The organism is Arthrobacter sp. MYb221 (genome assembly GCF_002979835.1).
GTDB lineage: Bacteria > Actinomycetota > Actinomycetes > Actinomycetales > Micrococcaceae > Glutamicibacter.
In genome coordinates, this window is the sequence record NZ_PCPW01000005.1 from 26,297 (window position 1) to 43,021 (window position 16,725).

A 16,725-nucleotide genomic window follows, 5' to 3' on the forward strand; every position below is an offset into this window, starting at 1 on the left:
GGGTTTTCTAGGATTCCTTGACCAGTACGCGGCCGAGGTGATCGGAGAACTGGCGCAGGGTGTTCGCGGCGAGCAGCAAGTGATCGGCTACACGCTGATGCTTGTGAATTGTGGAGGCTTTGGAAAAGTTGGAGATTTCATCAATCCAAACCAGGTGAGTACGTGCCGCACGCTTTGAGTACTGCATCATCTGCAGCCAGTTGTCTTCCAGATCATCAAGCTTATTCAAGCTTCGTACGGAATTCGAGGCGAGCTCGGCTAGCTGAGAGATCAGTTCCAGCTGCTCGGCCGCTCGGTCCGAGAGCGGTGTGGAACCCAAGGTATTGATCAGTTCGCCAATGCCGCGGAGCTGCTCCATGGTTTCGTGCAGCAGCCGCGAAAACATGTACATGTCTTCGCGCGGTAGCGGACTGATGTAACTGGTACGCAGGTGGGTGAGCAACGCGTGCAAGAAATCCGAGGCTTGGGCTTCCGCCGTGGCAAGCTCCTTGAGCTGCTCGGAACGCCCATCGGGATTGCCGATCATTTCGGAAACGCTGGCCACCGAATTGCGGATGGTGCTTGCCAAGTCGCTCAGCAATTCAATGCCGCGCGATGCTGAAGGAAAGATTTGGAACTTCACGTTGTTCGGCGCACCATTCGTCTCAGGTCACAGTTTTGGTACTAACGCTGAACAGTTTACGTCGCAAAGGTTAACTTCGAAACGTAAGTGATGCCGGACCGGGAACGCCTCTCGGCGGAAGGCCGCTCGAAGCGGCAGAATATTGGAGCCCGGGGTTACCAGCGGCCCGGCACCGTCTACTAGTTTTCTCGCACTAAGCGCTTGCTGTCAACCATAGAGAGAACCGGGTGCGCATTCTCACGTTAGTTACGCAGTGATTTCTCAATGCCGCTGAGGCACAGCAGGCCACAGCAGAACCAAATGGCCCCGGCCGGTCCCGCCCCGACCGCCACGGTGCTGGCGGCAACGGGCAGGAGCACCTGGCCCAAGCGATTGCCCATCAGGCGTACCGCGAGTGCTGCCCCGCGGTCCTGAGACGGCACGGAGGTGGACACCATGGTCATGGTCACCGGCTGCCCCATGCCGAGGAAGAATCCGCCGATAAGCAATGCCAATCCGGCGAGCCAGAGTGTATCGATGAACAGGGGTGCAATGGCGATGGTTATGCCCGCCGTATACAGGCTGGTGAGCAGCATTGACTTGCGGCTGAAGTGGCGTGAAATCCACGGAAGGAAGAGCCGCGAAACTACCGAGGCGCTACCTCGGATTGCCAGCAAGACACCCACGGCGGCCGGCGTCACGCCATGCTTTTCTGCGACCAAGGGGAGGAACGCGGTGAGGATGTCCAAGATTGACAGCAGCGTCAGCGAGGCGAGCATATGCGAGGGCATGCCTTTGACCCTGAGAATCGAAACCATCGAAGCCTGTGGCTTAGGCGAGGAGCTAGCCGCAACCTTCTTGATTCTCGGTTGCAGATTAGGCAGGAGCAACGGAATGGCAAGCAACGCGCAGGCGCCGCCGATCCACAACGATAAATTAATGTCGGCAATGCGTTCGGGGGAGTCGGCCACCGTGGAAGTGCCGAGGATGATTCCAGCGATCAGCGGTCCAAGGAACTGGCCGGCCGAGTACGCGGCGGTGAACCAGCCGAAGCCCTTATCCAGCTGGTCATCGGGAAAATAGCGGGCGATCGAGGACTGCCCGCCAATGGTGAACATCAAATGCCCCATGCCCAGTATCGCGCTGGCAACTGCCACCATGATGTATCCCTGAGCCGTGGCAATGCCCAATGAGCCCAAGCCCATCAAGCCGGCTCCGGCGAGCATGAGAAAACGAATCTTGGGGATCCGTGAACTGAATCGCCCCAGCCACACCGCGGTGACCATTGGCAACAGGGCGTAGGCTGCGGTGGCGAGCCCAACCGTGACTGGACCGGCATCCAGGGAAATGAGCTTGTACGTGGTGACCGGGCGAACGAGGTTCAGTGTGGTCTGCGAAAGAAGGGCGGTAGCGACGAGGATCAGTAGCCATCGCAGGGTTCCAGAAGCTGCATTATTGGCTTCCGCGCCCACTCTGCCTACCTTTTGTCGATATCAGTATCTCAAATCAATCCTAAGGGCTTATCGCCTGCGATCAGTCCAACGCGCCTAGCCGCCAGAGTCGGGCACAGGCTTCCAAGTCCTCTGCGGTGTTCGCCATCGATTTGGCTCGCGCAGTCAGTTTTGAACCGCGGGTTTCATGCGCAAGATCTGCTGCATCTGCATGCTCGGTCATTCCCAACGCGAGAACCCGGCAATAGGCGGCGGTGCGTTCCAGCGCGTGGGCGAAGTCCCCATCGAAGGCTCCGGAAAGTATGGAGGTTGCCATGTTTTTAAGTTCTTCCGCCGTCGGCGGTTCGGCAACACCGGCCACCAGGCGTTCCACCTCGGCACGGTGGGATCCTGCACGGAAACGTGCAGACATGGTTTCAGCGTTGTTCATGGTTGCCGCGCGGATGGCATAGAGGCGCCACAAGGCTCCCGGCAGGGACCTTGCAGGGGCTTCGGACCAGAGTTCGGCAAGAACCTCCAGGCCTTCTGTTTCGGCGACTTGAATTAGCCTTTGCGAAACCTCAGGGTCCTCGTTCGCGATACCGCGGCGAATGAAGGCCTGCGCCGATAGATGGGCTGCTTCCGAGATGCGCGCCGGGTCGGCGCCGCCTTCATAGGGGTCGAAATCTATGGGAGCGAAGGGCCGTGGCTTGTGATGTCTGAACCCTGAGACTTGGCCAACTTTGGATCCTGCGCGTGCACCTTTCATGGCTTCGAGACTACTCCTTTTTGGTGGACGGTGCCCCATCGGCCTTGGTGTGAAACGACGCATACGAATAGACCGACTATTCGCGGAAGGCGCAGGAAATTTCTGCGAGAGAGGGTGCTCGCGGCGAGGCGGATTGCCCGCGAGAACTAAGCTGAATTGCATACTTCGCTGGCATTAATGAGAGCCTGCAACTATCTGCAACTATCTGCAACTATCTGCAATGGCGCGTTCCAGAACGGCCGCTCAATGGCCATGGACCCCTTGCAACGCGAGGAAAATTGACTCGATTAAGGATGAATCGCTACTTCGGGTATTATGGATTTTGGCTTCGGCCGTGCGCCTTTAGCTCAGTTGGTAGAGCACTGGACTTTTAATCCATTGGTCGCGGGTTCGACCCCCGCAGGGCGCACAACATAGGAATCGGGTCCCACTTGCTAAGGCGAGCGGGACCTGATTCTTTTTCATGATGACGCCAGCCCTGGGTTGGCAGGAGTCTTTACCAGCTCTCTATCTGCGGGAATTCTCGAATGAGGCGGAAGGGATTGTCGTAGAAGGCGATTCCGTGGGCACGCCTTCCGCCGCGCATGGCGGGAAAGATTTCGTAATAGTCATATTCCGAAACGACGAGCACCGTGGGTTGGTCAATAGATGATTCGTCCCAATCATTCGGAATGGTTGGCGTGTAGATCCACACCTCGCTTTCCAAGTCGCTGAGATTATTAGTGACAGATTTCCAGCCTCGCCGGCTGGCGAGGATCTCACCTGGTTCGGCATGAAGGATTCGAGAGAGCGCCTCTTCCGTATCCGGGGCGATCCTCTGCATCTGGCTTAATGCTGCACGGACCTCGTCGTAACCATCAGCTTCACACAGATCATTGACGGCAACGGTGAAGCGATTTTGGCGATGCGTTGCGCGTTCCTTGACTTCACAGCGTTCGCGTTGACGGCGCCGCTCGCGGTGCGTGTGCTGTTGGCGTTTCTTGCTGACGGCCATGGGATGCTCCTGGAAGCTGAGTGGAAAGTTGCCGGTCCGCTTAGCCTAGGAGCAGCTTCAGAAGTCTTGGGTTACTTCAGAAGATCTGTGGATAACTGGGGTCTAGTTGTCATCAGACCCATGGTGCCAAGAATCCGAGGACACGTTCCATGACCAAGGACCGTGCCTTCGGATCGCAGGAACTAAGCGAGCTATCGGTGAAGAGGTGTTGATTTCCCGCATAGGTGTAGAGCTCAGCGATGCCGTTACCGGGACCCGCAACGAAATCTTGTGCCGCACCCAGATCGCCTTCCAATGCGAAGAATGGGTCTGCATCCTTGCCGTGGATCTGGGCCTTCACCGACTCCGGCCATGGCCCGAAACCCCAATCGGCATCCAGATCTACGAAGGATTCCAGGAGAACGGCAGCCAAGGCTCCGGGGCGTTGCTGGGCGTATCGCTGCGCCATTGAGGCTCCCCATGAGGTGCCGACATACACCAATTTTGGAGGTAGCGAATCCAGCAGCGCGGAGACCTGTTGGTTGATCTCTGCTTCACTAATTGAGTTCGCTAATTGCAGCCCGGCCTCCACGGATTCTGGCTGGGCGCCGCCATAGAGATCGAGGGTATGTACCTTGTGGCCAGCAGTTTCCAGTTCTTCGGCCATGGCTCGTACACCAGGGGTGAGGCCTTGGACGTGGTGAAATAAGACGATCTCGGCCATCGGGGCTCCCAGCAGAGACGGGTGATTACCCCACCGAGCCTATGACCCTAGATGCTTCGGGTCAATGAGTCACTTAGCGTTCGTCAACCAGATTCTCGATGCGTTGCGGTAGGTGCTCGATAGCCGAATCCCAGCCAGGCATCTGACTGTTGATCTCTACGCTGTAGCCCTCGGTCAGCATGAACTCGGCACAAGTGAGGGTCTCATGGCCGGAGCCGGTTTCGTAAATGAATGCTCGTCGGATGTCGTTCCAGAGCAGAGTTGCAGACTGATCGATGACCAGGCCGGTGGTGACTACTTCGACGGTGCGCTGGGGGTAGGACATTTTCAACTTGCTTTCGGGGTCCTCGGCGGTGTGCTTTGATCAAGTGTAAACCGGCAACACGCCGCAGAGGGGCTACCGAACCGGCGTGGGATAGGACTTAGTCATGGTTCCTTCCGCAGACAGCTCCAACTGGTAGTCCAAATTCAGCTTGTCCAAGAAATGCTGGTCGTGGCTGACCACCAATAAGGCGCCGCGGTAGAGAGCCAGCGCCTCGCAGAGTTGGCGCACGCTCTCGAGATCCAGATTATTTGTCGGCTCATCGAGAATGAGCAGTTGCACGGGAGGTTCGGACAGCAGCAGCGAGGCCAGATAAACGCGAAAACGTTCTCCGCCGGAAAGCGCGGACAGCGGACGGTCAACGCTCGCTCCGCGGAGCAACAGGCGTGCGAGCATATTCCGCACCTGCCCGGGCGCGGCCGATGGGGCGACCTCGCCTATGTTTTCGACGGCGCTACGATCTTCGTCAAGTCCAACTAGCAATTGCGGGAGATAGCCAACCCGCTCCAGATAGAGCCTTCCAGACGGTCCGGCGCCAGCGTCATCCCCGAAGAGCAGCTGCCGCAACAACGTGGTCTTACCTGACCCGTTGGGGCCGATGAGCGCCACGCGTTCGGGGCCTTGGATAATGTGTTTACCTGCGGCCGAACTCAGCTGGGCAACCTGTTTGCTGGCAGGCAGTTTCGGATCCGGTAATTCCAGATTGATGTGCTCTACCTGTCGGACTCGTTCTTCGGCCCGATCGAGTTTGGTCTGCGCGCTGTCAACCTTGCCGTCGAGGTTTGAACGCATCTTGCCAGCGTTGGCTTCGGACTTCTGGCGTAGATGATTGGCCAGAATCTTGGGGATGCCGCCTCCCAGCTGCTCGGCCCGCCCCTTGCGTTTGGCGCGGGCGAGTTTGGTTTCGGCTTCGACGCGTTGGCGTTTTTCCACCTTTAGGGAAGCACTAGCCGTTTTTGCTGCCTGTTCGGCGGCATGCTGCTCGGTCTCCAACTGCTCGCGGTAGGCGCTGTAGGGTCCGCCGAAAACTCTGAGTTTTCCTGCGTACAGCTCCACTGTATGATCCATGAGCTCAAGCATCTCGATGTCGTGGCTGACCACGATCAACGTACCCTTCCAGGAGCGCACGAGCCCGTACAGCAATTCTCGGGTTGGTGCGTCGAGGTTGTTCGTTGGTTCGTCAAGCAGCGTGATGGGCAATGCGGCTAGCCGCAGGCCGAGCACCGCAAGCAGCATCGCTTCGCCGCCCGATAGGGTGCCGACCTGGCGATCCAGATCCAGTGTTCCGAGTCCCAAGGGGCTCAGTTCAGCCTCCAGCCGGGCCTCCAAGTCCCAATTATCTCCCACCGCATCAAAATCTTCGGGATCTACGCTTCCGGCTTCGATGGCTTTCAGCGCGCGATAGGTTCTATCGATCCCAAGCAGTTCGGTCACGGTGGTGTCCCGATGCAAGGTAAGTGTCTGCGGCAGGTAGGCGAGCTCTTCCGCGGCCTCCACCCTGCCCTCGCTAGGGCTTAGTTGCCCGGCGATGAGCTTCAAAAGAGTTGATTTGCCGCTGCCGTTCGCGCCGGTAAGCCCCGTGCGTCCTGAAGGAAAAGTGCCTTCCAGGTTAGTCAGGGCGCGCTCGCCGGTAGGCCAACTGAAGCTGAGGTTGTGCAGTGTGATCGGCGGAGTCAAAGGCATAAGTGGCTCTCCCACGGATGTGAAGAGGCTGCCGAGCTTAGGGATCTCGAAGCTGGCTCAACTATTTAAAGGAGCCATAAAAAAGGGATACCGAAGCCGGTAGCCAAAATGAACGGATTGCACCGGAAATAGGGTGCTTGGTCATTGGCTGGCTTAGTAGGTATCCATGCAATCGAGTGTAACAGCAGGTGATGGGGCGGGAAAAGGTGTGCTCGAGCACTTTCGGCCCGTATCCATTTGCGGATACGGGCCGAAAGCCGGCTAGTGCGTTGGTCTACTTCCAGGCGCGGTGCACGGCGACCACGCCGCCGGTCAAGTTGCGGAATTCGACGTTCTTCCAGCCAACATTGATGAACTTCTGGCCCAAGTCCTGCTGGTTTGGCCAGGCGGCGATCGACTCGGCCAGGTAGGCATAGGCCGAAGGGTTCGAGGAGACCAGGTAGCCCAGCGCGGGAATTACGCGCGGCAGGAACTGCTGGTAGGCCACCTTGATCGGAGTGACGGTGGGGGTGGAGAACTCGGCCACCACGATGCGCCCGCCGGGCTTGGTTACGCGGTGCATCTCGGACAGGGCCTTCTCGGTGTCCGAGATATTGCGCAGACCGTAGGAGATGGTCACCGCGTCGAAGGAGTTGTCCTCGAATGGCAGGTCGGTGCCGTCGCCGTAGACGAACTCAAGCTCCGGGTAGCGCTTGCGCCCCTCGGCCAGCATGCCCTCGGACATGTCGCAGGCGGTCACCGTGGCTCCGGCCTTGGCCAGCGGCATCGACGAGGTGCCGGTGCCGGCGGCCAGGTCCAGGATGCGCTCGCCGGATTTGGGCGCGATCGCCTCGGTGGTGATCTTGCGCCAGTAATTCACGATGCCGCCGGTCATCAGGGTATTGAGTAGATCGTAGCGAGGGGCTACATTATCGAACATCTCCTGGACCTGGTTGGCCTGCTTATCCAGGCCCGCGCGCACATTGTGGGAAGTCATGCTTCCAAGTGTTTCATATTCGAGGATGCCCGAGCGCCGGATGTGGGGCGAATCGCGTTCAGAGCAGAGATTCTAGCCGCGCGTAGCTTGCCTCCATCCCGTCGGTCATTCCGGTAGCCAGCACCATGTCACGCGTCTGGGCATCGGGATAGGTGATCACAATCGACAGCAGTGTCCCCTCGCTGCTTTCGGCGAATGTCGACTCGTTGATAGTCGGCGGATAGTCGGTGTCGATCATTTGTTCGGTGGTCCGCTCGTACGACTTGGGAAGTAGTTCGAGCAGCTCGCCGGTGAATCCAAAGCCCTGTCCCTCGGTGCCGGTCTCCGGCTCCCACCGGTAGCGGTAGGTTCCGCCAACGGACTCGGGCAGCACGCATTCGGTCATCTTCCAGCCGTCGGGACCAAGCAGCCAGCGCTTCATAAGCGCCGCGTCATGGTGTGCCTGCCAAACCTGATCGCGGGTTCCGCGAATGATGCGGCTAACGCGAATTTGGGTATCCGAAAGAATCTGGGCTTCGGTGGTGAACGTTCGGGCATAGTTGCGCAGATCTATCAGCACCTGTTCGATCTGGCTCATGGCCGAACGGGTCCCGTCGATCATGCCCATGTCGACTACTTGTTCCAGGTCTGCCGCGGAATCGAAATTCGCCGTAATGGTCAGCTTGGTGCCGTCTGGCTGCGGATCAAAGCTGAAGACCATACGGGTGGTCGGCAGCTCGGCGTTGGGCGTGCCGTCGGCATTTGCAAAACCGTCGGTGACTTCGAAGAACTTCTGGTCGACGATTTCATTCCATTCCCAGTAGCCGTGGAACTCCTCTCCTTCGGGCGAGGTCATGTGGTAGTGGGTGCGGCCGCCTGGTGCGGCATCGTGACGGGTGAAAGTTGCCGGGTATTCGACCGGTCCCCAGAACTTCTCGATCTGGCGCGGATCGAGGTAGGCATCCCAGAGCCGGGATACCTTGACCGGGAATTCGGCGTGGACCGTGAGGGTGAGGGATTCTGCGTCTTTGACAACTGATGTGACGGGCATGAGATTACTCCTTAGGGAGTCTCGTCGGCGAGGAAGTCATCGAGCCGGCTTATGCGCTGGCGCCAGATGTCCTCGAGGGATGAGAGTAGTTCCTGCGCGTGCCGGATGGTGTCCGGCTGCCCGCGAACTATGCGCTCGCGGCCACGTGCGATCTTGCTGACCAGACCGGCGGCTTCCAGCGCGGCCACGTGCTTTTGCACGGCGGCAAAAGACATGTCGTAGCTGGCAGCCAGTTCGGAGATGCTGACCTCGGCGTGCAGGGTTCGCCTCACGATGTCTCTTCGTGTGGCATCTGCCAAGGCGCGGAAAACCTTGTTTGACTGCTCTTCGCTCAACTCATATACAACCATTTGGTTGTACGATACTCGGATGCTCGGGGAAGGTAAAGAGCGGCGGGCAAAAAAGTGGAAATTCAACCAAAATTCAGGGTACTTATCGACTATGGATAACGTTATTTCTAGATGATTTGTCGCCTTGATTTTACGTCCCTCGATGCAATAAGCGGCAGGCTCTACTAAAGCTTTCGGAGTTCGCCTAAACTGGGTGGAATTGCAAAAGCGATCCATTCATCCGGGTAGGGGAGGCATATGAGCGGGCCCGCCATAAATTGGACTGACGCGTCGCGCCAGGCCTTGCAAGCCCGCGAACTCCTAGGCGCCCCCGACACTGGCTTGGGTGATCTTCCGTTGCGGCACGATGTGCGCGAATCCTGGAAGAGGTCATTGGCCCACGCCTCGGCCGTCGAACAGCCCGCCGTGCTGAGCAACGAGCGGTTGCGCCTGGAACGCGAGCGGAGCGAACTGCAGCGCATCTGGCCGGTGTTTGAAAAGCTGCTCGTGCCCGCGGCTACGGACGCCAATCTGCTGGTCGCCTTGGCCGATGCTGGTGGGACCTTGCTGTGGGTTGCCGGCAGCAATGGTGCACTGAGCCAGGCCGAAGGGGTCGGTTTCATGGCGGGTGCCGACTGGGCCGAGAGGTCTGTGGGGACTTCCGCCCCCGGAATGGCGCTGGCCACCGGGTCCGGGTCGCAGGTATCGGGCGCTGAGCACCTGTATGAGCGGGCGCAGCAGTACAGCTGCTCGGCGGTCCCGATTCGGAACCCGCGCACCGGACAGGTAATTGGCGCGATCGACCTGACCGGCGGCCCGGATGCGATCGCCACGCATTCGATGCCGTTGCTGCAAGCGGCCGTCATGGCCGCCGAAACCCAGCTGCTCCTGCCGGGAGTCGGGGTCGTGGCGGACCCCGACTATCTGGATCTGGGCCGCTGCGATGGGGTGTATCTGGGATCGTTGCCCATTTCACTGCGGCATGCCGAAATTCTGACGCTGCTGGCTCAGCACCGTGATGGCATGAATACCGCCCGGCTGGTGGAGGAACTTTTCGAGCGGCCCGATACGGCGGCCGAAGGCACGGTACGCGCCGAAATGGTCAGGTTGCGCAAGGTCCTGGCCGAACTTCCCGGACGGACGCTGACCTCCCGGCCCTACCGGCTGCAGTGGGCTCTGCAAACGACCTTGGGCCGCCTGTGGGATGCGCTGGAGCTAGGGGACCTGGAAGCGGCGTTGCAATTGTATTCGCCCGGACTATTGGTTCGCTCGCAGGCCCCGGGGGTCCTGATGCTGCGTCATCGGACCGAGGCGGCGTTGCGGGAAATGGCGCTGGACCGGGGTCGGCCGCAGCAGCTGTTGAATCTTGGCCGGCAATTGGCCGATGCCGACCTTTTGCGTGCGGCCTTGCGCGAATTGCCAGCCGATTCGCCGGCGCGTTCGCTGATTGTTGCAGAGGTCCAAGAGCTGGAGGCGTAGGCGCTTCCATTATCCGTGCTGCCGTCCCTGGCGAATCTTCTCCAGCACCAGCGCGAGGGCCGGCCAGGCGCCACGCCCTTTGCGGGTCCGGGCGAAGGCGCGCAGTCGCAGGTCGGGGTTCTGCAGCGGCAGAATCGTGATCCCATCCCGCCCTGGCCGGTTTTCCGGTAGCAGTCCCACGCCTAGCCCGGCCAGGATCAGGTCTTCGACCAGATCCAGGCTGTCGGCCTGGTGGCGCATGGCCGGGGTGAATCCGGCCATCGAGGACAGTAGCCGCAGCACCGACTCGTCGGCGACGTTGCGCGAATTCCCGATCCAGTCGCGGTCGCGGAAAGCTGCCAGCACCGCGGGGGCATCAGGGGCCCCGCCGCCGGTGGCCAGCCGCACGGCGTCGGCGGTGGGCACTCCCAGCCCCCAGGGAGTGCTCCACAGCTGAAGCGTGTCCACCCCGGGTCCGGCATCGTCCGGGGCCAGATTGTAGTCGTAGGTCAGGGCCAGGTCGATCTCGTCCACCGCCAGCCGGGCCAGGGCCTCGGCGGGCTCGTGCTCCAGCACCACGATCCTCACCGCGGGGTGCTCTAGCGCCAGCTCCTCGAAAATGGGCATCAGCGTGGTGCGGATCGCGGTGGCGAATCCCGCGACCCGCAGGGTGCCCGAGGGAGCGGCTTCCGGATCCAGATCCAGTTTCGCTGCGTCGACCGCGCCAAGGATGCTCTGCGCGTGCTCCGCCAGCCGGCGGCCGGCGGGGGTGAGCCGGACGCCGCGCCCGTCGGGTTCCAGCAACCTGGCGCCGGTCTCCTTGGACAGCTGCGCGATCTGCTGGGAGACGGTCGAGGTGGTGGTTCCGAGCACATCGGCGACGGCCCGCATCGAGCCCATGCGGGCCAGCTCGTACAGGTATTGCAGGCGGCGGGTATCCATAGGTTCCATTGTGCAGGATTCATTGACAATATGTTGATGATTCTCGCGTGGACATGGATGACTTTTCTCGGCTCTACTGGAGCCATGAACTCAACTGCCGCGAACACTTCCAACTCCGCCGGGGCCGGCTCGCTGATGGCCTTTGCCGCGATGGGCTGCGTGCAGCTAGGCCTTGCCGCATCGATTGGACTTGCTGGAACTCTGGGCTCCGAGGGCGTCGCCTGGCTGCGCCTAGCCTGGGCCGCCGTCATCCTGGTGGCCATTGCCCGTCCCTGGCGCCTGCGCTACTCCCGAGCAACACTGGGGATTTGCGCCCTGCTGGGGTTGGCCACCGCGGGTATGACGCTGGCGTTCATGAAGGCGGTGGAGACGATCCCGCTGGGTACCGCTAGCGCGCTGGAGTTCATGGGTCCGCTGTCTGTCGCCATCATCCAGGGCCGGGGCCGCGGACGCTGGTGGGCGCTAGTCGCGGCCGCCGGAGTGCTCGGGCTGACCGAACCGTGGCAGGGGTCCGCGGATCTGGCGGGCGTGCTTTTCGCGCTGGTCGGCGCAGCTTGCTGGGCCCTCTACGTCCTGCTCACGCAGCGCGCCGGGGATGCGGTGGACGGCATTGGCGCCCTGGCCATCTCGATGCCCATCGCGGCCATTGCCGCCACGGTGGTGGTGGGCCCGGAGGTGATCGGCCGGATGGACCTGCCGGTGCTGGCCATCGGGCTTGGGCTCGGGCTGCTGCTGCCGGTCATCCCTTTCAGCCTCGAGCTGCTGGCACTGCGCCGACTGACTGCCTCGGCGTTCGGGACCCTGATGTGCCTTGAACCTGCCATCGCCATGGTCGTCGGGTTGCTCTTCTTGCAGCAGATCCCGAGTCCGGCGGCCATTGCGGGCATCGTGCTGGTCATCTTGGCCGGCGTCGGCGCCACGCGCACCGGGCGGCGCGATCCGACTGCAGGCCCGCCAGCGGCGGTGGACTCCCCGTCTCCGGTCATGCCGCACTGAACTTCCTCAGCGACGGCGTGGGGCATGCAACCTAACCGCAACCTTTGAGTGACTAGAGTCACATTCATGGCCAGATGGCGGAAACATTCCGCCACCGCACGGATGATGACGAAGGAGTCGTGAAGCAATGAGCGTCTACGCAAACCCGAACACCGATGGGGCACTAGTCAATTTCAAATCGCGCTACGAGAACTATATTGGTGGTGAGTGGGTTGCCCCGGTCAAGGGCATGTATTTCGAAAACGTCACCCCCATTACCGGAAAGTCCTTCTGCGAAGTTGCCCGTTCAACCGCCGAGGACATCGAACTAGCACTGGACGCCGCCCATGCGGCCGCACCAGCCTGGGGAAAGAGCAGCCCGGCGGCCCGCGCGGTCATTCTGAATAAGATTGCGGATCGCATCGAGGACAACCTCGAGATGCTTGCCGTCGCCGAGACCTGGGATAACGGCAAGGCGGTGCGTGAAACCCTGAATGCAGACCTCCCGCTGGCGGTAGACCACTTCCGCTACTTCGCCGGTGCGATCCGCGCCCAAGAGGGTTCGCTGTCGCAACTGGATGAGGACACCACCGCCTATCACTTCCATGAACCGCTGGGCGTGGTCGGTCAGATCATCCCGTGGAACTTCCCAATTCTGATGGCGGTCTGGAAGCTGGCTCCAGCGCTAGCCGCCGGCAACGCGGTAGTCCTCAAGCCCGCCGAACAAACCCCCGCCTCGATTCTGGTGCTCGCCGAACTCATCGGTGACCTGCTGCCTGCCGGTGTGCTGAACATCGTCAACGGTTTCGGCGTAGAGTGCGGCAAGCCGTTGGCGAGCAACAAGCGCATTCGCAAGATCGCGTTCACCGGCGAAACCACCACCGGCCGGCTGATCATGCAGTATGCCTCCGAGAACCTGATCCCGGTCACCTTGGAGCTCGGCGGAAAGTCCCCGAACATCTTCTTCGAGGACGTCGCGGCCAAGGATGATGCGTTCTACGACAAGGCGCAAGAAGGGTTCACGCTTTTCGCGTTGAACCAGGGCGAGGTCTGCACCTCCCCATCGCGAGCACTCGTCCAGGAAAGCATCTACGGCGAGTTCATGGAAAAGGTCATCGCCCGCACCGAAGCCATCAAGCAGGGCAACCCGCTGGACACCGAGGTCATGATGGGGGCGCAGGCCTCCAACGACCAGCTGGAGAAGATCCTCTCCTACCTGGATATTGGCAAGGCCGAAGGCGCGAAGCTGCTGACCGGTGGTGCCCGGGCGGAACTCGGCGGTGACCTGGAAGGCGGCTACTACGTGCAGCCGACCATCTTCGAGGGCCAGAACAAGATGCGCATCTTCCAGGAAGAGATCTTCGGGCCGGTCGTAGCGGTGACGAAATTCAGCGACTACGACGACGCGCTGAGCATCGCCAACGACACCCTCTACGGTCTGGGCTCCGGCGTCTGGAGCCGCAACGGCAACACCGCCTACCGTGCAGGCCGCGATATCCAAGCGGGACGTGTCTGGGTAAACCAGTACCACGCCTACCCGGCGCACTCGGCCTTCGGTGGCTACAAATCCTCCGGTATCGGTCGAGAGAACCACCTGATGATGCTGGATCACTACCAGCAGACCAAGAACCTGCTCGTCTCCTACTCGGAGAACAAGCTCGGCTTCTTCTAAGCCGGCAAACCGCCGCCGGCTACGCTAGAAAATTCAAGAGACCCCGAAGGCGTGGGGTCACCTAGGTGCTCGCCCGGGGCACGATTGGACTCATTCCCGGACATGCACGTGTGCTCCCACGCCTCCAAAGCCATGCAAAGGAAAAATTACATGACTACGATGAAAGCCGCAACCGTTGAAGGCTTCGGAGAAGAGCTCCTGATCAAGGACGCGCCGATTCCCGAGCCCGGCCCAGGGCAGGCCCTGGTGAAGCTGATTGCCTCCGGTGTTTGCCACACTGACCTGCACGCGGCGGAAGGCGATTGGCCGGTCAAGCCGAAGCTTCCGCTGATCCCCGGCCACGAAGGTGTGGGAACAGTTGAAAAGATCGGCGAAGGCGTCACCGAGGTAGCGGTTGGAGACCTGGTTGGAAATGCCTGGCTGGCCAGCGCTTGCGGTAGCTGCGAGTTCTGCCGTACCGGCTGGGAGACCCTGTGCGAGTCCCAAGCCAACGGAGGCTACTCGCTGGACGGTTCCTTTGGCCAGTACATGCTAGTCGACGCTAAATTCGCCGCGCAGATTCCGGAAGGATCCGACCCGCATGAGATCGCACCGGTGCTATGCGCTGGAGTGACCGTGTACAAAGGGCTGAAGATGACCGGGGTGCGCCCGGGCCAATGGGTCGCAATTTCCGGCATCGGAGGCTTGGGCCACATCGCCGTGCAGTACGCGGTTGCCATGGGAATGCGTGTGGTTGCCATTGATGTGGCAGACGAGAAACTCGCGCTGGCGACCAAGCATGGCGCGGAAATCACGGTCAACGCGTTCGCGCAGGAACCTGCCGACGTCATCCAGGAAAAGATCGGTGGAACTCACGGTGTGCTGGTTACCGCAGTGCACCCGGCAGCCTTTGGGCAGGCTATCGGCATGACCAGGCGCGGTGGAACGATCGTATTCAACGGTTTGCCTGCCGGTGATTTCCCCGCACCAATCTTCGACATTGTGCTCAAAGGCTTGACCATCCGTGGATCAATTGTTGGCACCCGCCAGGACATGATCGAGGCTCTGGAATTCTATGCGGATGGCAAAATCAAACCGACATTCCACACCCGGAAACTCGATGATATCAATGCGGTCTTTGACGAGATGCGTCACGCCAAAATCGATGGACGAGTGGTCATAGACTACCTGGAGAAATAGTAGGACACTGGCCCTAACGGGTTTGCCGCAAGGACCGTTGCCCGGGTTCAACGAACCATCGTTGCATCCGGGCAGCGGTAATTAACCGCTATCGCAAAGGAGCACTCCATGAGCACCGTCACCGAATCCCGGGCTGCGATCATTGGGGAAGAATTTTCCCGCGTCGCCTTTACCGACGAGACGCTGGAATTGCTGCGCAAACTCTGGAATATCCATGGACCATTGATGTTCCACCAATCTGGTGGTTGCTGCGACGGTTCATCGCCTATGTGCTATCCGGCAGGCGATTTCAAAACCGGCAATGCGGACATCCTGCTCGGGGTGCTGGAGCTAAAGGACGCGACGGGAGAAGAATTGGGGCAGATCGACTTTTGGATGTCCAAGGAACAATTCGAATACTGGAAGCACACCAAGCTCACCGTGGATGTGGTCGACGGGCGGGGATCGGGCTTTTCCGTGGAGGCTCCGGAAGGCAAACGTTTCCTCATCCGCAGCGAAATCATCGAGTTCCCCACGGCGTAGGATCATTGAATGCGCCTCTGGTCCCTACATCCCGAACTGCTCGATGCCAAGGGCCTTGTCGCATGCTGGCGTGAAACACTGCTGGCCCAGAAAACTCTCGCCGGGCAGACCGCCGGCTATGTAAATCACCCGCAATTGGTCCGCTTCCGGGCGTCGGGCGCCCCGTTGCGGATGGTGGGGGCATACCTGCAGGGGCTTCACGATGAATCGTTGAAGGGCGGGTACCGGTTTGACCAGACGAAAATTCTGCACTCCGTGCCAGCAGGGAGCCGCGGTCAACTGGCTGTCACCAGCGGCCAATTGAATTTCGAGTACTGCCACCTGCTGCGCAAGCTGGAGATTCGTGCCCCAGAAAGCGCCAGCGCACTGATGGCGCGGGAGGTCGGCGGGCTGCCGCCTCATCCGCTATTTCGTGTGGTGCCCGGTCCGGTCGAAGCGTGGGAAAAAGACGTTCACGCCGCAGACGAGTAGACCGTTCAAGATTCGGTGCCCGGCCTCGATAGGCAATTGCGTGAATACTGAATCTTCAGGGCCTGCTTGGTGCAGGGCACGATCCAACGGACCGTTACTGTGCGGTACCGCTAGATCTTGGGCAAGGCTTGCAGCCAAACCGAGATGCGCTCCAACTGCGCTGAGTCAAGCAGCAGCACGATCTCTAACCCGTCGTTTGCCGGCCGAAGCAGGACTGCGGAACCGGCGGGGAGCCCGGCTTGGGCCGATAGCGCTTTATCGGCCATGGAGCCTTTGGCGACGCCTGAGACCATGCAGAGGAAAAGTTCGGTATCGCTGCCATTCCAGGATTCAGCAATTGAATTTTTCCTATCGAAAAACCTTTGCAGATCATCTCGGTGGAACCACCCGGCGCCCAATTCGAATCTAATTTCCGCAACAGTAGCCAAGGAGCGGGACTTGAATCCTGCAGGCGCACTCGTAGCGCGCAGGACGAATCCCGGCCCTTCCAGCTGCGGGACTAGGGCTATGCCCCGCTGAATTTTCTCCGGATCAACGGATTCCTTACGTCCAAACCAAGCCAAGCGGAATTCCTTTACCTCAGGTGCCGGGCCAGGTAGCCGACCTTTGAACCCAACCTTTGAACCCAACCTTTGAACCCAACCTTAGTTCAGTCCTTCGGCAGGTCCG

Annotated in this window: 18 protein-coding genes and 1 tRNA gene; 7 read left to right on the top strand and 12 right to left on the bottom strand. The window is 60.4% G+C overall.

All coding sequences use genetic code 11. The annotated features are described in order from the left end of the window. Positions 1-7 precede the first annotated feature (7 nt). The 3 genes from CQ015_RS07705 to CQ015_RS07715 all read right to left on the bottom strand — a co-directional run bounded on the left by CQ015_RS07705 (position 8) and on the right by CQ015_RS07715 (position 2,800). Positions 8-622 (bottom strand): hypothetical protein, encoded by a 615-nt coding sequence (locus CQ015_RS07705; protein ID WP_105649781.1) that lies wholly within the window; start codon positions 620-622, stop codon positions 8-10. 242 nt (positions 623-864) lie between these two features. Next, a complete protein-coding gene (locus CQ015_RS07710; protein WP_258133586.1) occupies positions 865-2,073 on the bottom strand; it encodes an MFS transporter in 1,209 nt (402 codons plus the stop codon). A gap of 61 nt (positions 2,074-2,134) precedes the next feature. Beyond that, on the bottom strand, positions 2,135-2,800 hold the full coding sequence (locus tag CQ015_RS07715) for a hypothetical protein (protein ID WP_105553643.1): 666 nt from the start codon (positions 2,798-2,800) through the stop codon (positions 2,135-2,137). Positions 2,801-3,136: 336 nt separating this feature from the next. On the opposite strand from CQ015_RS07715, the gene CQ015_RS07720 reads away from it, so the two are divergent. Beyond that, positions 3,137-3,209: transfer RNA gene (locus CQ015_RS07720), tRNA-Lys, on the top strand. Positions 3,210-3,296: 87 nt separating this feature from the next. On the opposite strand, the gene CQ015_RS07725 is transcribed toward CQ015_RS07720, so the two are convergent. The 7 genes from CQ015_RS07725 to CQ015_RS07755 form a co-directional block, all read right to left on the bottom strand. Next, the gene (locus tag CQ015_RS07725; protein ID WP_105553642.1) at positions 3,297-3,794 is read right to left on the bottom strand and encodes a hypothetical protein; all 498 of its coding nucleotides are present in this window, start codon (positions 3,792-3,794) and stop codon (positions 3,297-3,299) included. Positions 3,795-3,906: 112 nt separating this feature from the next. Then, entirely contained in the window at positions 3,907-4,497 is a 591-nt protein-coding gene (locus tag CQ015_RS07730; RefSeq protein WP_105649782.1) for a dienelactone hydrolase family protein, read from the bottom strand. A 73-nt stretch (positions 4,498-4,570) separates the two neighbouring features. Continuing rightward, positions 4,571-4,822 (bottom strand): hypothetical protein, encoded by a 252-nt coding sequence (locus tag CQ015_RS07735; RefSeq protein WP_105569833.1) that lies wholly within the window; start codon positions 4,820-4,822, stop codon positions 4,571-4,573. Between the two features lie 72 nt (positions 4,823-4,894). After that, the gene (locus CQ015_RS07740) at positions 4,895-6,502 is read right to left on the bottom strand and encodes an ABC-F family ATP-binding cassette domain-containing protein (RefSeq protein ID WP_105649783.1); all 1,608 of its coding nucleotides are present in this window, start codon (positions 6,500-6,502) and stop codon (positions 4,895-4,897) included. Positions 6,503-6,776: 274 nt separating this feature from the next. Continuing rightward, the gene (locus tag CQ015_RS07745; protein WP_105553638.1) at positions 6,777-7,478 is read right to left on the bottom strand and encodes a demethylmenaquinone methyltransferase; all 702 of its coding nucleotides are present in this window, start codon (positions 7,476-7,478) and stop codon (positions 6,777-6,779) included. Positions 7,479-7,536: 58 nt separating this feature from the next. Beyond that, positions 7,537-8,508: an SRPBCC family protein gene (locus CQ015_RS07750; RefSeq protein ID WP_105649784.1), complete on the bottom strand. Its 972-nt coding sequence runs from the start codon at positions 8,506-8,508 to the stop codon at positions 7,537-7,539. Positions 8,509-8,519: 11 nt separating this feature from the next. Continuing rightward, complete coding sequence (locus tag CQ015_RS07755) at positions 8,520-8,858, bottom strand: helix-turn-helix domain-containing protein (protein WP_105553636.1); 339 nt, start codon at positions 8,856-8,858, stop codon at positions 8,520-8,522. 237 nt (positions 8,859-9,095) lie between these two features. Between CQ015_RS07755 and CQ015_RS07760 the strand changes: the two genes are divergently transcribed. After that, positions 9,096-10,316: a GAF domain-containing protein gene (locus tag CQ015_RS07760; RefSeq protein ID WP_146114033.1), complete on the top strand. Its 1,221-nt coding sequence runs from the start codon at positions 9,096-9,098 to the stop codon at positions 10,314-10,316. A gap of 9 nt (positions 10,317-10,325) precedes the next feature. Here CQ015_RS07760 and CQ015_RS07765 read toward each other — a convergent pair whose 3' ends face one another. After that, positions 10,326-11,237 carry a LysR family transcriptional regulator gene (locus CQ015_RS07765; protein ID WP_105569828.1) on the bottom strand — a complete coding sequence of 304 codons (912 nt, stop codon included), beginning with the start codon at positions 11,235-11,237 and terminating at the stop codon, positions 10,326-10,328. Positions 11,238-11,321: 84 nt separating this feature from the next. Here CQ015_RS07765 and CQ015_RS07770 point away from each other — a divergent pair, with 84 nt between their 5' ends. The 5 genes from CQ015_RS07770 to CQ015_RS07790 all read left to right on the top strand — a co-directional run bounded on the left by CQ015_RS07770 (position 11,322) and on the right by CQ015_RS07790 (position 16,056). Continuing rightward, positions 11,322-12,233, top strand: a complete 912-nt coding sequence (locus CQ015_RS07770) for a DMT family transporter (protein WP_258133585.1) — start codon at positions 11,322-11,324, stop codon at positions 12,231-12,233. A 127-nt stretch (positions 12,234-12,360) separates the two neighbouring features. Continuing rightward, positions 12,361-13,884 carry an aldehyde dehydrogenase gene (adh, locus tag CQ015_RS07775; protein WP_105553633.1) on the top strand — a complete coding sequence of 508 codons (1,524 nt, stop codon included), beginning with the start codon at positions 12,361-12,363 and terminating at the stop codon, positions 13,882-13,884. Positions 13,885-14,034: 150 nt separating this feature from the next. Next, the gene (adhP, locus tag CQ015_RS07780) at positions 14,035-15,063 is read left to right on the top strand and encodes an alcohol dehydrogenase AdhP (protein WP_105649786.1); all 1,029 of its coding nucleotides are present in this window, start codon (positions 14,035-14,037) and stop codon (positions 15,061-15,063) included. 108 nt (positions 15,064-15,171) lie between these two features. Then, on the top strand, positions 15,172-15,585 hold the full coding sequence (locus CQ015_RS07785; RefSeq protein WP_105553631.1) for a DUF779 domain-containing protein: 414 nt from the start codon (positions 15,172-15,174) through the stop codon (positions 15,583-15,585). A gap of 9 nt (positions 15,586-15,594) precedes the next feature. Beyond that, positions 15,595-16,056, top strand: a complete 462-nt coding sequence (locus CQ015_RS07790) for a pyrimidine dimer DNA glycosylase/endonuclease V (protein ID WP_105649787.1) — start codon at positions 15,595-15,597, stop codon at positions 16,054-16,056. A gap of 110 nt (positions 16,057-16,166) precedes the next feature. Here the strand turns inward: CQ015_RS07790 and CQ015_RS07795 are convergent, their stop codons facing one another. Beyond that, positions 16,167-16,619, bottom strand: a complete 453-nt coding sequence (locus tag CQ015_RS07795) for a hypothetical protein (protein ID WP_105649788.1) — start codon at positions 16,617-16,619, stop codon at positions 16,167-16,169. Positions 16,620-16,725: the final 106 nt, after the last annotated feature.

Bases quoted from the DNA above. Each gene is read 5' to 3' on its own strand.
- CQ015_RS07785 (WP_105553631.1), top strand. From the start codon at position 15,172: ATGAGCACCGTCACCGAATCCCGGGCTGCGATCATTGGGGAAGAATTT.
- adh (WP_105553633.1), top strand. From the start codon at position 12,361: ATGAGCGTCTACGCAAACCCGAACACCGATGGGGCACTAGTCAATTTC.
- CQ015_RS07770 (WP_258133585.1), top strand. From the start codon at position 11,322: ATGAACTCAACTGCCGCGAACACTTCCAACTCCGCCGGGGCCGGCTCG.
- CQ015_RS07765 (WP_105569828.1), bottom strand. From the start codon at position 11,237: ATGGATACCCGCCGCCTGCAATACCTGTACGAGCTGGCCCGCATGGGC.
- CQ015_RS07725 (WP_105553642.1), bottom strand. From the start codon at position 3,794: ATGGCCGTCAGCAAGAAACGCCAACAGCACACGCACCGCGAGCGGCGC.
- CQ015_RS07790 (WP_105649787.1), top strand. From the start codon at position 15,595: ATGCGCCTCTGGTCCCTACATCCCGAACTGCTCGATGCCAAGGGCCTT.
- CQ015_RS07740 (WP_105649783.1), bottom strand. From the start codon at position 6,502: ATGCCTTTGACTCCGCCGATCACACTGCACAACCTCAGCTTCAGTTGG.
- CQ015_RS07730 (WP_105649782.1), bottom strand. From the start codon at position 4,497: ATGGCCGAGATCGTCTTATTTCACCACGTCCAAGGCCTCACCCCTGGT.
- CQ015_RS07745 (WP_105553638.1), bottom strand. From the start codon at position 7,478: ATGACTTCCCACAATGTGCGCGCGGGCCTGGATAAGCAGGCCAACCAG.
- CQ015_RS07760 (WP_146114033.1), top strand. From the start codon at position 9,096: ATGAGCGGGCCCGCCATAAATTGGACTGACGCGTCGCGCCAGGCCTTG.
- CQ015_RS07735 (WP_105569833.1), bottom strand. From the start codon at position 4,822: ATGTCCTACCCCCAGCGCACCGTCGAAGTAGTCACCACCGGCCTGGTC.
- adhP (WP_105649786.1), top strand. From the start codon at position 14,035: ATGACTACGATGAAAGCCGCAACCGTTGAAGGCTTCGGAGAAGAGCTC.
- CQ015_RS07750 (WP_105649784.1), bottom strand. From the start codon at position 8,508: ATGCCCGTCACATCAGTTGTCAAAGACGCAGAATCCCTCACCCTCACG.
- CQ015_RS07715 (WP_105553643.1), bottom strand. From the start codon at position 2,800: ATGAAAGGTGCACGCGCAGGATCCAAAGTTGGCCAAGTCTCAGGGTTC.
- CQ015_RS07755 (WP_105553636.1), bottom strand. From the start codon at position 8,858: ATGGTTGTATATGAGTTGAGCGAAGAGCAGTCAAACAAGGTTTTCCGC.